Genomic DNA, 15,165 nt, shown 5'->3' with positions numbered 1-15,165 from the left:
GGCTGTAACTCGTTTACGTTTCCAAGTCGGTTTACAGTTCTGTTTGCCACCCCCTCAGATTAAGGAGAATTGCTTAGGTGACTAAACAATATCTGACGCATCGCTGTCTCATAGCCCCGCCCGATATGAATGATGAGTTTTTTGCAAACACCGTCATCTATTTGGCACGTCATGATGAAGACGGTGCGCAAGGCATTATTATCAACCGTCCATCGGGTATCCAAATCAAAGAATTACTCAATGATTTAGATATAGACGCAGATAATGTGCATCCTCACGAAGTTCTACAAGGTGGTCCATTACGACCTGAGGCAGGTTTTGTTTTACACACAGGGCAGCCAACTTGGCATTCATCTATCGCTGTTGGTGAAAATGTCTGTATCACCACCTCTAAAGATATTTTAGATGCGATTGCCCACAACGAAGGCGTTGGACGTTACCAAATTGCCTTGGGCTATGCCAGTTGGGGCAAACAGCAACTGGAACAAGAAATTGCCCGTGGCGATTGGCTCATTTGTGAATCGGACATGGACTTGATTTTCAATTTACCTTATGACGACCGTTGGGATGCCGCTTATCGTAAAATGGGCGTAGATCCAGCATGGTTATCTTCAGAGATTGGTCATGCCTGAAACAACACAAGCCCAAACTATCATGGCATTTGACTTCGGTACGCAAAAAATGGGCATGGCTGTGGGGCAGGCACTAATTGAAAGTGCGACCCCACTCGCCCTCTTCCCCATGAAAGATGGCATTCCACAATGGGAAAACTTGCTGAAAATCATCAAGCAACATCAGCCACAATTATTTCTAGTGGGCTTACCTTTAAATATGGATGATAGCGAGTCGGAACTGTCTACCCGTGCACGTAAGTTTGCCAGACGCTTACGCCATCAAAGCAATATCAACACCCTAATGGTCGATGAACGCCTAACCACACGTGAAGCACGTGATGAGCTTGATCATTATCAAGCCCAAGGGCGTGGCAAAAAGCTCGCAGCCGACAGTCTTGCCGCAGCACTATTGATTGAAAGCTGGTATCGTGAGCCTCACGGTATTCAGCCTTAAAACCTGTTTCTGAATAGATAACAACGACAAACGAAAGAATTGGGATATTGATCGTTAGAATGCCTAAGACCATCTTTAAAAAGTCTATTGGTCTGGCGATTTTTTGATATAAAGTGACACCATCCTTTTGGTGTGAATGGGTAAATCCGCATGGCACTGTCTAGCTTTGGCAAGATTCTCACAGTCTTAGACTTATTTTCGACCTCTCGTCCTGTGATTAATGTCGATACCATTAGTGCTGAACTCGGTTTATCTAAGCCCACCAGTTATCGCTATTTAAAAGAATTGGTGTCAGCAGAATTACTGCAACGCATGAGTGGCACTTCTGGTGATTACACCCTTGGGCCCAAAATTGCGGTATTAGATTATATTTCCCGCACCACAGACCCATTGGTCACCATCAGCACACCGTTTATGAAAAAAATTGCAGAACGCACCGAGTTTTGCTGTTTGCTGACCCAGCTCAATCAAGATTCGTGTATTGATGTGCACCATGAAATTTTCAAAGACACACCATTACTCTCGTATGGTCGTGGTTGTCCACGTCCTGTCTATGTTGGCTCATCCCCTAAAATTATTATGGCGCACTTGCCCAAGCAAAAAATTTTAGACTATTACCAGCGTTTTTCTGCTGAATTGGCACAGGTCAACTTTGCACAGAATGAAGACGACTTTTTGCAACAGATGCGCAAAATTAAAAAACAAGGCTATTATTTTTCGAACGGCGAACTGAGTGCAGAAATTGCAGGTTTGTCTGTCCCGATTCGCTTTTCATCTAAAGACGCACCTTATGCCTTAACGTTGCTGGCTTCAAAAAACCGTTTTGAATTTGTGAATTTGCAAAAGCTGATCGAAATTTTGCATGATAATGCCCAACAAATTGAAAAACAGGTTGAAACCCTGAATACAGATTTAAGCTTAGATGTGAGCTAGGCCTAGCATGGTAAAATTTTAATCTGAGGATGATCTTATTTAGAAACGCTATGAAAATAACGAAAAGTGAGATTAATCCTGGGTTGTAAAATTTTACTCGATTTAATTAAAGCATGTTTCCAATGCTGCTGTGTTTGTCCTCGCATCACCAGCAACTGACCACTCTGCAATAAAAGCTCCACTTTATTTGCCGTACGTTTATGCTTAAAACTGAGCTTACGGGTTGCGCCAAAACTCAATGAAGCAATAACGGCATTTTTTCCTAAATTTGGCTCATCGTCACTATGCCACCCCAAGCCCTGCGTACCATCTTGATATAAATTTGCCAAACACGAATTAAAGGGATGCCCCCCCCAACGCTCAACTTGCTGTTTTAGTCGCCACAAAGCAGGTTGCCAAACATGAGCTTGCTTTAAAGCCCCCGAATACCGATATTGATACTGTTCATCGCCATACCATGCCACTTGGCGCTGTGTCCGATAATACTGACCAAATAGCAGGCCTTCATCGGCTTGCCATGCCAAATGCTGTAAAAAATATTCCAAATAACGTGCGCTATGCTCTGCACTTAGCACTACGCCATAATCCTGAACAATACCATCGTAAGGCAACACATTGTCACATCGTTCAGGTGCAAACAATTCCAGATTCATGGCAATTCCAGTAATTAGCTTTGTTTAGCATCTAAATGAAAAGTTAAACGAAAGATTGCACACAAAATGATACAGGATCTTGGCTTGTGAGTAGATGGCTTCATCCTTAGACTTAAAGCAAACCTGCTTATAAAAATAACAGCTTATGAATTTATGGAATTTGTTTCAGAAATTACGTCCCTTTGTTCGTCCCTACCGAATGTTGGTGGTCGCAACCCTGATTTTGACCTTAATTGGCTCATTCACCGCCCAAGTCAATGCACTCACTTTACAATATGCAGTCGATAGCATTAATGCCTTAATTGAAGCAGGACAAGGACTTGCGGCAGGCTGGCATATCTTAATCACCATTTCAGCAATTTTACTGGGCAAAGAAATCATCAATGCCTTTGTGCAATTTGGGCAGAAGTTTTACGGTGAAAAACTACGCATTTTTGTCTCACAAGATTTAGCTCAAGGCATTATTGAAAAGTTTTTACGTTACCGTTTGGCTTTTTTTAATCAAGACAACAACCAAGCAGGCAAATTACAAACACGTATAGATCGTGGCATTGGTTCGCTCACCCGCTTAGTGCAAATTTTCTTTATTGATATTTTGCCACTCTTTACCAGTGCAATTGTGGCTTTGGGCTTAATGTATTATGCCAATTTTTATGTGGGCTTGGTCGCGACACTCATTGTGCCTATTTATTTTTGGCTGACCTATCAGCAGGCACAAAAACTAGGAAGCTGGCGACGTAATTTACGTGATGGACGTGAGAAAAAAAGCCAAGGGATTCTCAGCATCATCAACTCAATTACCGTGATTAAATCATTTAACAGAGAAAGCATCGAAGCAGAAAAACAACTCACCCTGCAGAAAAAACTGACCCACAATCAAATGCAGACCCGCCAAACCAGTTTTTTATTTGATGGTTTAAAAAGCTTTATTGAACAAATTGGCGTGGTGCTGATTATTATTTTAACTGCTTATTTTGTGTTAGATAGACAAATGAGCATCGGCATGATCATGTATCACGTGTTGCTGTTTGGCAATGTTTCTGCCCCAATTCGCTCATTGCATCGTATTTATGATGAAGTCAATGATGCAATGATCTATTCAGAAAGCTTCTTTCAAATTTTGGAAGCCGAGCATGAAATTGAGCCAAGTGGTACGCTTAAACCAGTTATTCGAGGGCAGTTTGATCTGCAACAGGTAAACTTTTTTTATCCGAATGGACATCATGCACTCAAAGACATTCAAATGCAGATTCAACCCAATAAAATTACAGCTTTGGTGGGCTTGTCTGGGGCGGGAAAATCGACCCTGATCAGTTTATTAGATAAATTCTATGAACCGCAAAATGGTACGATTCAACTCGATGGAATAGACATACAACAGATCGATACTCAGTATTTACGTGATCATATTGGCTTGGTCTTACAAAAAAATCATATTTTCCAAGGCTCTATTTTTGAAAATATTCGTTATGGCAAAACCGATGCCAGTTTAGAAGATGTCATACAGGCTGCCAAAAAAGCCTCTATTCACGAACAAATTCTACAATTGCCACAAGCTTATGATGCAGATGCCCTGATGCTTTCTGGTGGTCAGCAACAACGGATTGCCTTGGCTCGAATGTTCCTTAAAAATCCGCCAATTATTTTTTTAGATGAACCCACTGCAAGTCTAGATGCTATTGCAACTGAACAAATCAAGCAAAGTCTGGATGAAATCAAACAGGGACGTACGGTTATCATCATTTCACACAGCTTATCGCAAATTATTGATGCCGATTACACCTATGTCATGAAGGAGGGCAGAATTGCAGAACATGGTGAACATGACACGCTTTATCATCAAAATGGGGTCTATAAAGAAATTTTTGATGCGATGGCAAAGAGCTTAAATATTGAAAAAATTGCCAAAACCTTTGAAGACGATGCCGAAGAAGAAACTCATAGCTAATAAAAAGTGCTTCAGGATAGAAGCACTTTTTTATGAGGAAGCTCTGTGTAAAGCCTGCTTTAAGGCTGTTTCAAATAAGGCCAAGCGGCTTTTAAGTAAATAAACATCGACCAAAGCGTTAAAATCACAGCGGTATAAAGCAGTAAATACGCCAACATTTCTAAAGGTTGCCAGTTCAATAAAAATACTGAAATTGCAATCATTTGAAATGCAGTTTTGTATTTACCTACAGTAGACACGGCCACACTTGTACGTGCGCCCAATTCGGCCATCCACTCACGCAATGCAGATACAGTAATTTCACGAGAAATAATCACAATCGCGGCGAAAGCCATAGAAATAGTGGGTTGCCATTGCACTAAAACAATCAATGCTGCAGCGACCATCAGTTTATCTGCTACAGGGTCGAGGAAACGCCCAAATGCAGAAGTCTGATTTAAAGAGCGTGCCAAATAGCCATCAAACCAGTCGGTCACGGCAGCGATCACAAAAATAGAAGTCAGCAAAATATGACGTGTCATACCGCCATCGTAACCATTTACGCCCGTTGCAGGCGGCCAATACGCCACCAACAAAAAAACAGGAATCAAGGCGATTCGAGCCAAAGTTAATATATTTGGAATGTTCAGGATACGACCTGTTGTCATAGACACCGCCAATGTTTCCCCTCTTTACGCTGCATATTCACAAGTTTTTTGAGGATTTGTCATCGTGAATAGGCTTCACTTTATACGAAATGCTAGTAGGTGTCACTAGGCAAACACGGTGATGGTCTGTCGGGCAATCGCTATTAGCCGATCCTGATCATCCCATAAGTGCGCATATTCTGTGGCATAACCACCGCTAGCATGATCGGTAAAAACTTTATATTTCATCCAATCTTGCAGCTGATTTTGCAAAGGATTGACGTAGGTCACATGCCAAGTCAGTGAACTGGCAGGAGCGAGCTGCTCAAACATCGGCAGTACTCCAGGCGGCCACATATCAAAAGCCACCATCAAATCGGCAATGGTCATGGCACGATTCGTATGCTGTTTTGGGTTAAAACGCATCCAGCCTGCAAAATCAGGTTTATGACTAGCAGTAAACGGATATTGTCCTTCAGACCAAACCAAATCCATCTGCTGAAAACATTCAGGTGCTAAAGGATGATGCTGTGTAACAGGCAATTCCGTTGCAGGTGGAAAATTGGGCGCAGTACGTTCTTGTTGCACCACAATGCTGGATTCACGTGCCGCACCAAAACTGGCAATTAAAATGCTTTGTACTGCATCATCCTGCCATAAACGAACTTCGACACTGGTCACAGATTTGCCTTCACGCAGAATTTCCGCCGTGAGCCGTGCCCGACCTTGTTGCACAGGTCCGACAAACGTGACACTGCTGCTTAGCAAGCGCTTTTTCGGATCGGCAATACAAAGCTGGGCTTTTTGCATCATCAAACCTGCCACCAATCCACCATAAATAGTGCGCCCCTGTAACCACCCAAGCGGGATGTCTATCCATTCTTGCTCGGCAATGGCTTGATAGGTCTGTAGCAACGACATAGCTTTTCCTTAAACAATGTTGTGGTTGATATTACAGGGTTTCGATCTGATGTGAATGTTCAATGACGACAGAGTCAATGCACTTTTTTGCTATTTACCTTTGTAGAAAATACTGCTTTTTATGCAGTAAATAGGGTCTGTTGACAATTCGTCTATGTTTGCGACGTGAGAGATATATCTCGCAAGATTTTTAGCTAATATAAGGCATGAGGCAGGAAATTTAGTCATTCATGCAGCACTTTATAAATCGTACGCGCCATTACTTCACCCAGTCCGGGTACTAAAGTCAACTCTTTTTCAGAAGCTTTCAGGACACCTTGTATGCCACCAAAATGGGTGAGTAAATCACGACGACGTTTTGGCCCTAAGCCCGGAATCACTTCAAGTATTGATGAGCCACGTTTTTTATCGCGCTTGGCACGGTGCTTGGTAATTGCAAATCGGTGTGCTTCATCACGTACCTGCTGAATCAAATGCAGCGCCTTATGATCTTCAGGCAGCTGAATTTTGCTGCCATCGGTAAAATGTAGCGTTTCTAGACCAGGTTTGCGTCCTTCGCCTTTGGACACCCCAATCATAAAGGCATCCAATCCTAACTCCTGCATGACCTCCATCGCCATATTCAACTGCCCTTTACCGCCATCAATCAGCAATAAATCGGGCAGCATGGCTTTTTTATAACGGCGCGTTAAAGCTTGGCGCATGGCAGCATAGTCATCTCCAGCCTGAATATCCTGAATTGAAAATTGTCGATAATCACGTTTGCGAATACCACCACTGTCAAATACCACGCAAGATGCCACAGTGTCTTCGCCCATAGTGTGCGAAATATCAAAACATTCAATCCGATCAATCGGGCGTCCAACCACTTGCTCTAACTGATGAAAACGCTCATTTAATTCAAAGTGATTGGCGAGTTTACCTTTAATGGCATGCTGCACATTCATTTGTGCCAATTCTTGCCACTCGGCACGGGTTTCACGCACTTTATGTTTAATTTGAATTTTTTTATCGAAGTGTTGCTGTAAGGCTTGTTCCAACTCTTTGCAATCTGCCACTTCCACATTAACAATCAATTCCGCTGGAATTTCATCGGCCACCTGAAAGTAAAAGTTGGCAATAAAATCGGCCAACATTTGCCCCAAATCATCGCCCAACATATCAGGAAAATAGCTTTTACCGCCCAGCATTTTGCCATTGCGCACATGCATAATTTGCACACAGGTCACACCTGCCTGATAAGCAATTGCGATAATATCGGCTTCGCCTTTGAGTTTATAAATGGCTTGCTGTGCCTGCACATCACGCAACAAAGCCATACGGTCACGGTAAAAGACTGCTTTTTCAAATTCCAACGCTTCGGCTGCAGCTTCCATTTTGGCAATCAATTGCTGATTCAGTTCTTTACTATCGCCCTGTAAAAATCGAATCGAATTATTAACATCTTCTTTATATTCTTCGGGCGAAATCAATCCTACACACGGTGCCGAACAGCGTTTGATCTGATATTGCAAACACGGACGCTGCCGTTGAGCAAAATAACTGTTTTCACACTGCCGCACATTAAACAGTTTTTGTAACACCACCAAAGTATCGCGGGCATTGTACGCACTCGGATAAGGCCCAAAAAACTTGCCTATCTGATGCTTGCCTTTGCCGCGTCCACTGGCAATACGCGGATAAGGCTGATCTGCCGACACAAAAATATAAACATAGGACTTATCATCGCGCAGCATAATATTGTACGGTGGACGATGCAGCTTAATCAGATTTTGTTCAAGCAATAACGCTTCAGTTTCGGAACGCACCACCAAAGTTTCAATATCATAAATACGCGCCACTAAAGCCTGCGTTTTAGGATGCTCGATGGTTTTGACAAAATAACTCGACACTCGGTTTTTTAAATTTTTGGCTTTGCCGACATATAACAACTCCCCGTCTTTACCCAACATACGGTAAACCCCTGGCAATTGGGTCATATTTGCCAAAATTTTCTCGATATGCTCACCTGCGTTTGGGTTCACGAGTCATCCTATTCTTGCTACATTCTTTACATGATGTGCTGCTTTATCTGATTTTTTCAAGCTTTATCCTGTGGCATAGCGCATGATCTATCCACTAAAACGATCAGCTCAGTGCTAAAAACGATCAGTCGGCAACACAAGATTTGCTATGCTCAGGCATCTTGTCAGCAGAAGGAAAGTGCAGGATGACGACCGCACCACACGGCATACCGACCATTCAATCCGCAACGTCCCAGCCGATCAGTACACATCAGTATGTATCCGCCAAAGACCGTTTGATTGGCAAGCCGCGCTTTCATTTTGAACCTACACAAGTCATGCAATTGTTACGTCAACGGATTATTGGACAAGATGCAGCGCTGAATGAAATCGAAAAAATGCTGTATGTGGTCAAGGCCGATTTCTCCAGCACAGAGCGACCACTTTCAGTGACTTTAATGCTTGGCCCGACAGGTGTTGGCAAGACCGAAACGGTGCGCCTGATTGCCGAAGCCATTTATGGTCGCCCCGATGCCTTCTGCCGCATTGATATGAATACCTTGGCGCAGGAACACTATGCGGCTGCACTCACAGGCGCGCCTCCTGGCTATGTCGGCTCTAAAGAAGGCCATAGTTTATTTGATGAAACTGCGATTGCAGGTTCGCACACCCGCCCAGGCATTATGCTGTTTGATGAACTGGAAAAAGCCTCAAGCGAAGTGATACGTGGCTTAATGAATGTGCTAGATACAGGCAAACTGACCCTGACTGCAGGCACCAAAACCATCGACTTTCGCAATTGCATGATTTTTATGACCAGCAATGTGGGTGCTCAAGCCGCACAACAATACTTAGATAAATTGAATCTGTTGCCGCAAAAAGTACAACAACTGTGCTTAAAACGCATGCCCACACAACGGATCATTGAAAAAGTCATGCAGCGTAAATTTGACCCTGAATTTTTAAATCGGATTGACCGTAGTTTGCATTATCAAGCGGTATCTGCTGATGCCCTGCCGCAATTGGTTGAAATTGAATTGGAAAAGTTAAACCATCGCCTGCAGCATCAACAGCGCCAAGTCGAACTCACTGCAGCAGCTAAAGCCTATTTTTATCAGGGGCATGATATTCGTTACGGCGCGCGGCATTTGGGGCGTAAAATTCGTACTGAACTTGAACCCATTTTAGCTTTATATTTTTTAAAGTATCCTGAAAAATCGGAAATATGTGTAGATTGCAGTGCAAATCAATTGCACCTCAAAATAGAATAAGCCCGCGACTTATGCTGCGCGAATCTTGAGAATGCTGCTCTGCTCATCTTCAAAGTTTTGATGCTTATTTTTGCTTAAAAAGCCTAGGGTCTGTTGACAATTCGTCTATGTTTGCGACGTGAGAGATATATCTCGCAAGGTTTTTTAGCTGATATAAGGCATGAGGCAGGAAATTTAGTCATTCTAAATGACTGACTCATAACGCAATAGCAGCAAAAAATATGCTCGCCCCCTTGCGCAGCAAACAAAGCAGTGCTTTGTTCTTGCTCATGTGGCTAAAACTTTCTCAGATTGCGTTATGAAACTTGGCAATAGTCTCGCTATTCCCTGCGTTTCATGCCTGATCTGCTCAGTTTTAGCCTACAGCGCAAGCCATTTATGAAATGTCAACAGACCCTAGGGATTATTCGGTAATTTCCATTCCCAAGGCTTGACTAAATTTGGTCTGATCTTTAGGTGAAACCAATACAAATTTTGGCTGCCCCGCTAGAAGATAATCAATTTTTAAACGCTTCAGCGACAAAGCAGGTGACGCTACCGAATTATTGGTTTTAGATATTTTTTGAATACTGTCGCGTGGAATGTCCCATTTTAAAAACATGCAACGGATCTGCAAGCGTTCTGCATCGACCTGATAGCGCGTATTGAACACAGGCCACCACAACACAAAAATGGTAATGAAATACACCCCTGTGTGCACAGGAAATGCTGGCATCGTGCCTTTGGCGTACATGGTCAGCAATAACTGAATCAATAGACCAGACATACAAATCACAAAAGCCAAAACCCACCAATCTTTTTTAGAACGAAACGTTTGCATAAAAATTCCCCTATTTACTTCATTCTATACATAAAAGTAGGTCTGGATTAAAGCTCGTTGCTGAAATTGCTCAAAAATGTCATAAAAAAACGCCCCGAAAGGCGTTGTGATACTCTAAAACACATAAGGGCGAATAAAAATTAAGAAGAAAATCCCGAGCATTAAAAACCATTTTAAGAAATAGTACACACGACTATTTTTAGCTTTTAAAGCCTTGGCTTTTAAACGCACTTGATAGACATAGCCAAAGACTTTATTTAAGCCACCCGTCTGATCGCCTGCCTCATTCGGAGAGCTTGCTGCGGTCATCACATTTTTGCCAAACCAGTGATTAAACTTTTGCATCCAGCGAGATTTTAACGGACGCTCGACATCGGCAAAGAAAATAATACGGTTTTGAGAAGTGCCATTTTCAGCATAGTGAATATAGGTTTCATCAAACACCACACTTTCACCATCACGCCATGAATACCGCTCACCATCGACATCAATAAAACAACGGTCATCATTTGGTGTCATCAATCCCAAGTGGTAACGCAATGAACCTGCATACGGGTCGCGATGACGCACTAAACGACTGTCGGGCGCTAGTTCAGTAAACATCGCCGCCTTAATGCTAGGCAAAGTTTTTAATAATGCTGTGGTTTTTGGACATAATTCTGCTGCTGATGGATGCGCGGAGTCATACCATTTTAAATAAAAGCGCTTCCAGCCTGTTTTAAAGAATGAGTTAAAACCCAAATCATCGTAAGTACTTGAAGCTTTAATACCACCCTGTTCATATAAAGCTTTGGCTTCATCACGAATCATTTCCCAATTGTCATCCAAAACCTTTAAATCTTGAAAGTGCTGGGTGTCGATATAAGGTTGATTCGGCACTTTAGAAAATAAGTACATTAAATAGTTGATCGGTGCGAGAATGGTAGAATGGTCAAAAAACTGACGATAAAAACTATGACGCACCTTGCCGCGCTGTTGAATATACAACGCTGAAGCGATAAAAATCGCCAAAATAACCCACTTCAACATAGAACAACCCAAATTGCTGAAAACAGCTGAAATTCAAAAATGGCGCATATTCTACTCAATTTCAGCGCATGAGGTCATAGCAGAAAATAGAACACAGCATTGCAAATCGCTATCCCCCCTATCCAGCTTCACGCTTTAAAACATCACCATCCAAACGATGGATTGACTTTTCTGTCCCAAACAACCCACTGATAACATCTATTTATCAAGCTTTTCTAAATCGAAAATGCAATACAACCTGATTAAAAATAAAAGAGAAAACAATCACTTTCATCTTTCTTTAAACATAGGATTTTAAAATCGGGTCAAAAAGCAATTCCGAGCTATGAGAAAAATCATGACCCTTGCGTCACGGCTTGATACAACTTGCTATATTTTTTTTCGATATAGTTATCGTAAGATTAGCGAGGCATATATGTGTGCAGGACTATCGCACACGCTTCATAACATCAACTTAGAAGTCCTCCAAAATAAAGGAGATCAGGCATGATCCACGCTGGCAATGCCATTACCGTCCAAATGCTTTCGGACGGAATTGCAGAATTCCGCTTTGACTTACAAGGTGAGTCGGTCAACAAATTTAACCGTGCAACGATTGAAGACTTTAAAGCTGCGATTGAGGCTGTTAAAGCAAACAATGAAGTGAAAGGTTTAATCGTCACTTCTGCGAAATCAACCTTTATCGTGGGTGCAGACATCACCGAATTTGGCGCAAACTTCGCTCAAGGCGAACAAGCCATTGTGGATTGGGCATTGCCTGTTCACGACATCTTCAATGCTTTTGAAGATTTAGAGATTCCTAAAGTTGCTGCAATCAATGGTATGGCATTGGGCGGTGGCTTTGAAATGTGTTTGGTATGTGACTACCGTGTCATGTCAGACCAAGCACAAGTGGGCTTACCAGAAATCAAACTCGGTATTTTCCCGGGCTTTGGTGGTACGGTTCGTTTAAGCCGCGTTATTGGTATCGACAATGCGGTTGAATGGATGGCAATGGCCAACCCTAAACGTCCTGATGCTGCACTTAAAGACGGTGCTGTAGATGCTGTAGTTGCTGCAGATCAATTACAAGCGGCTGCGCTTGATTTGGTTAAACAAGCCATTGCAGGTCGTTTGGACTGGAAAGCAAAACGCCAAGAAAAATTAGACCCAGTGAAATTGAACCCACTTGAACAAATGATGGCGTTCAACACTGCAAAAGGTGCGGTATTAGCCAAAGCGAATCCTGCACAATACCCTGCACCAAAACTCATGCTTGATTCTTTACAAGCAGGTGCAAGCTTGCCACGTAATGACGCACTCAAAGCGGAAGCGGAAGGCTTTGCTAAAGCTGCCGTAACGCCACAAGCAGGCGCGTTGATTGGCTTGTTCATCAACGACCAAGTGGTGAAGAAGACCTCGAAAAAATATGAAAAAGGTGCACATCCTGTGAACCAAGCGGCTGTACTCGGCGCGGGTATCATGGGCGGTGGTATTGCTTACCAAGCGGCAAGCAAAGGCACACCAATTATCATGAAAGACATCGGCAACCCACAATTAGCATTGGGGATGTCTGAAGCAAACAAATTGCTGACCAAACAAGTTGAACGTAAAAAAATGACACCTGCCAAAATGGGTGAAACTTTGGCACGTATCCGCCCAACTTTAAGCTATGACGAGTTTAAAGAAGTAGATATCGTGATTGAAGCCGTGACTGAGAATCCGAAAGTCAAAGGCATTGTGTTGGCTGAAACTGAAAAATCAGTACGTGAAAACACCATTATCGCGTCAAACACATCAACCATTTCGATTACACGTTTGGCAGAAAACCTACAACGTCCAGAAAACTTTGTCGGCATGCACTTCTTTAACCCAGTGCACATGATGCCATTGGTAGAAGTGATTCGTGGTGAAAAAACTTCACCTGAAGCGATTGCGACTACTGTGGTGCTTGCTCAGAAAATGGGTAAAACACCAATCGTAGTGAATGACTGCCCAGGCTTCTTGGTGAACCGCGTATTGTTCCCTTACTTTGGTGCATTCGACTTGTTACTTAAAGATGGCGCAGACTTCCAGCAAGTTGACAAAGTCATGGAAAAATTCGGCTGGCCAATGGGCCCTGCTTACCTGATGGACGTTGTTGGTATCGACACGGGCGTTCACGGTGCAGAAGTCATGGCAGAAGGTTTCCCAGACCGCATGAAGCCAGACTATAAAGGCTCAATCCAAGTCATGTACGAAAACAAACGTCTTGGTCAAAAGAATGACGTAGGTTTCTACAAATATGAATTGGATCGTAAAGGCAAGAAAGCCAAAGTGGTCGACCCAACTGCGTATGAGCTTGTAGCATCTGTCGCAACATCTGAAAAGCGCGAATTTGATGCACAAGAAATCATTGACCGTATGATGTTGGCTTTCTGTAATGAAACAGTACGTTGCTTAGAAGACAACATCGTGGCGACACCATCTGAAGCAGATATGGCGATGATTATGGGTGTAGGTTTCCCTCCATTCCGTGGTGGCCCATGCCGTTATATCGACCAAACAGGTGTTGCTGAATACGTTGCGCTTTGCGACAAATATGCACACTTAGGAAAAGCTTATGAAGCGCCACAAATGTTGCGTGACATGGCTGCTAACAACAAAAAATTCTACGGTTAAGGAGCAACGTGAATGGCTACTTTAAATCCACGTGACGTTGTCATCGTTGATGGCGTACGTTCTGCAATGGGTAAAACCAAAAACGGTATGTTCCGCAATGTACGTGCTGACAGTCTATCGGCTGAATTGGTTCGTGCTTTAGTTGCTCGTAACCAGTTTGATGTCAACGAAGTTGAAGATGTGATCTGGGGCTGTGTTAACCAAACCCTAGAACAAGGTATGAACATTGGTCGTAATATTGCATTATTGGCTGATCTTCCAAAAACAGTAGCGGGTCAAACTGTAAACCGTCTGTGTGGTTCTTCAATGCAAGCGATCCACACCGCTGCGGCACAAATTGCAACCAATCAGGGTGATATTTTCATCATTGGTGGTGTAGAGCACATGGGCCACGTGGGCATGATGCACGGTATCGACATCAACCCTGCTGCATCGAAGCACTATGCCAAAGCCTCAAACATGATGGGCTTAACTGCTGAAATGTTGGGTCGCATGAACGGTATTTCTCGTGAAGAGCAAGATGCCTTTGGTGTGGAATCACACCGTCGTGCATGGGCTGCAACGCAAGAAGGCCGTTTTAAAAACGAAATCATTGGCATTGAAGGTCATGATGCAAACGGCTTTAAACAACTATGCGACATCGACGAAGTGATTCGTCCAGATGCTAACCTTGAAGCATTCCAAGCTTTACGTCCTGTATTTGATCCGAAAGGCGGTACCGTAACTGCGGCGACATCTTCAGCATTGTCTGATGGTGCATCTGCGATGTTGCTTATGTCTGCTGAACGTGCACAAGCTTTAGGTTTAAAACCACGTGCGGTGATTCGCTCTATGGCAGTTGCAGGCTGCGATGCAGCAATCATGGGTTATGGCCCTGTACCTGCAACTCAAAAAGCGCTTAAACGTGCTGGCTTGTCAATTGCAGACATTCAAACCTTTGAATTAAACGAAGCGTTTGCTGCACAAGGTTTGTCTGTTCTTAAAGGCTTAGGCATTTATGATCAGCAAGATCGTGTGAACTTGAACGGTGGTGCAATTGCACTCGGTCACCCATTGGGTTGTTCAGGTGCGCGTATCACCACCACATTGCTGAACGTGATGGAACAACAAGACACGCAAATTGGTCTTGCGACCATGTGTATCGGTCTTGGTCAAGGTATCGCGACAATTATTGAGCGTGTGTAAAAAGTCTTCGTAATAAAAAAATCCTCGCATCATGCGGGGATTTTTTATTTTGTTGTTTTGAGCTGTTC

The 15,165-nt window shown here is 43.1% G+C and carries 13 protein-coding genes; 7 read left to right on the top strand and 6 right to left on the bottom strand.

Annotation, left to right across the window (positions count from 1 at the left end; all coding sequences use genetic code 11):
* Positions 1–77 precede the first annotated feature (77 nt).
* From VF675_RS01060 to VF675_RS01050, 3 genes are all read left to right on the top strand, one after another.
* Positions 78–632: a YqgE/AlgH family protein gene (locus VF675_RS01060; RefSeq protein ID WP_440204627.1), complete on the top strand. Its 555-nt coding sequence runs from the start codon at positions 78–80 to the stop codon at positions 630–632.
* Positions 625–1,068: a Holliday junction resolvase RuvX gene (gene ruvX, locus VF675_RS01055; protein WP_104852952.1), complete on the top strand. Its 444-nt coding sequence runs from the start codon at positions 625–627 to the stop codon at positions 1,066–1,068. Before VF675_RS01060 ends, ruvX begins: the two co-directional genes overlap by 8 nt.
* A gap of 150 nt (positions 1,069–1,218) precedes the next feature.
* Complete coding sequence (locus tag VF675_RS01050; protein WP_440204626.1) at positions 1,219–2,001, top strand: IclR family transcriptional regulator; 783 nt, start codon at positions 1,219–1,221, stop codon at positions 1,999–2,001.
* Between the two features lie 35 nt (positions 2,002–2,036).
* On the opposite strand, the gene VF675_RS01045 is transcribed toward VF675_RS01050, so the two are convergent.
* The gene (locus VF675_RS01045) at positions 2,037–2,654 is read right to left on the bottom strand and encodes an alpha-ketoglutarate-dependent dioxygenase AlkB family protein (protein ID WP_440204625.1); all 618 of its coding nucleotides are present in this window, start codon (positions 2,652–2,654) and stop codon (positions 2,037–2,039) included.
* A 145-nt stretch (positions 2,655–2,799) separates the two neighbouring features.
* On the opposite strand from VF675_RS01045, the gene VF675_RS01040 reads away from it, so the two are divergent.
* Positions 2,800–4,602, top strand: a complete 1,803-nt coding sequence (locus VF675_RS01040; protein WP_440204624.1) for an ABC transporter ATP-binding protein — start codon at positions 2,800–2,802, stop codon at positions 4,600–4,602.
* A gap of 59 nt (positions 4,603–4,661) precedes the next feature.
* Here the strand turns inward: VF675_RS01040 and pgsA are convergent, their stop codons facing one another.
* The 3 genes from pgsA to uvrC form a co-directional block, all read right to left on the bottom strand.
* Positions 4,662–5,249 carry a CDP-diacylglycerol--glycerol-3-phosphate 3-phosphatidyltransferase gene (gene pgsA, locus VF675_RS01035; protein ID WP_168417596.1) on the bottom strand — a complete coding sequence of 196 codons (588 nt, stop codon included), beginning with the start codon at positions 5,247–5,249 and terminating at the stop codon, positions 4,662–4,664.
* A gap of 105 nt (positions 5,250–5,354) precedes the next feature.
* Complete coding sequence (locus VF675_RS01030; RefSeq protein ID WP_096901351.1) at positions 5,355–6,149, bottom strand: thioesterase family protein; 795 nt, start codon at positions 6,147–6,149, stop codon at positions 5,355–5,357.
* Between the two features lie 224 nt (positions 6,150–6,373).
* Positions 6,374–8,173 (bottom strand): excinuclease ABC subunit UvrC, encoded by a 1,800-nt coding sequence (gene uvrC, locus VF675_RS01025; RefSeq protein WP_004975832.1) that lies wholly within the window; start codon positions 8,171–8,173, stop codon positions 6,374–6,376.
* 185 nt (positions 8,174–8,358) lie between these two features.
* Here uvrC and VF675_RS01020 point away from each other — a divergent pair, with 185 nt between their 5' ends.
* Positions 8,359–9,423: an AAA family ATPase gene (locus VF675_RS01020; RefSeq protein ID WP_179988504.1), complete on the top strand. Its 1,065-nt coding sequence runs from the start codon at positions 8,359–8,361 to the stop codon at positions 9,421–9,423.
* A gap of 403 nt (positions 9,424–9,826) precedes the next feature.
* Here VF675_RS01020 and VF675_RS01015 read toward each other — a convergent pair whose 3' ends face one another.
* A complete protein-coding gene (locus tag VF675_RS01015) occupies positions 9,827–10,243 on the bottom strand; it encodes a PH domain-containing protein (protein ID WP_440204623.1) in 417 nt (138 codons plus the stop codon).
* Positions 10,244–10,357: 114 nt separating this feature from the next.
* Positions 10,358–11,272, bottom strand: a complete 915-nt coding sequence (gene lpxO / locus VF675_RS01010; protein WP_440204622.1) for a lipid A hydroxylase LpxO — start codon at positions 11,270–11,272, stop codon at positions 10,358–10,360.
* 486 nt (positions 11,273–11,758) lie between these two features.
* Here lpxO and fadB point away from each other — a divergent pair, with 486 nt between their 5' ends.
* Positions 11,759–13,912, top strand: coding sequence for a fatty acid oxidation complex subunit alpha FadB (gene fadB / locus VF675_RS01005; protein ID WP_179993495.1), 2,154 nt, complete (start codon positions 11,759–11,761; stop codon positions 13,910–13,912).
* 12 nt (positions 13,913–13,924) lie between these two features.
* Positions 13,925–15,097 carry an acetyl-CoA C-acyltransferase FadA gene (fadA, locus tag VF675_RS01000; RefSeq protein ID WP_004975824.1) on the top strand — a complete coding sequence of 391 codons (1,173 nt, stop codon included), beginning with the start codon at positions 13,925–13,927 and terminating at the stop codon, positions 15,095–15,097.
* Positions 15,098–15,165: the final 68 nt, after the last annotated feature.

Source organism: Acinetobacter sp. Lyrl_1, assembly GCF_051948795.1.
Lineage (GTDB): Bacteria > Pseudomonadota > Gammaproteobacteria > Pseudomonadales > Moraxellaceae > Acinetobacter > Acinetobacter towneri.
The sequence above is the reverse complement of the archived record's forward strand: the minus strand, read 5'-3'. Positions and strand labels throughout refer to the sequence as shown.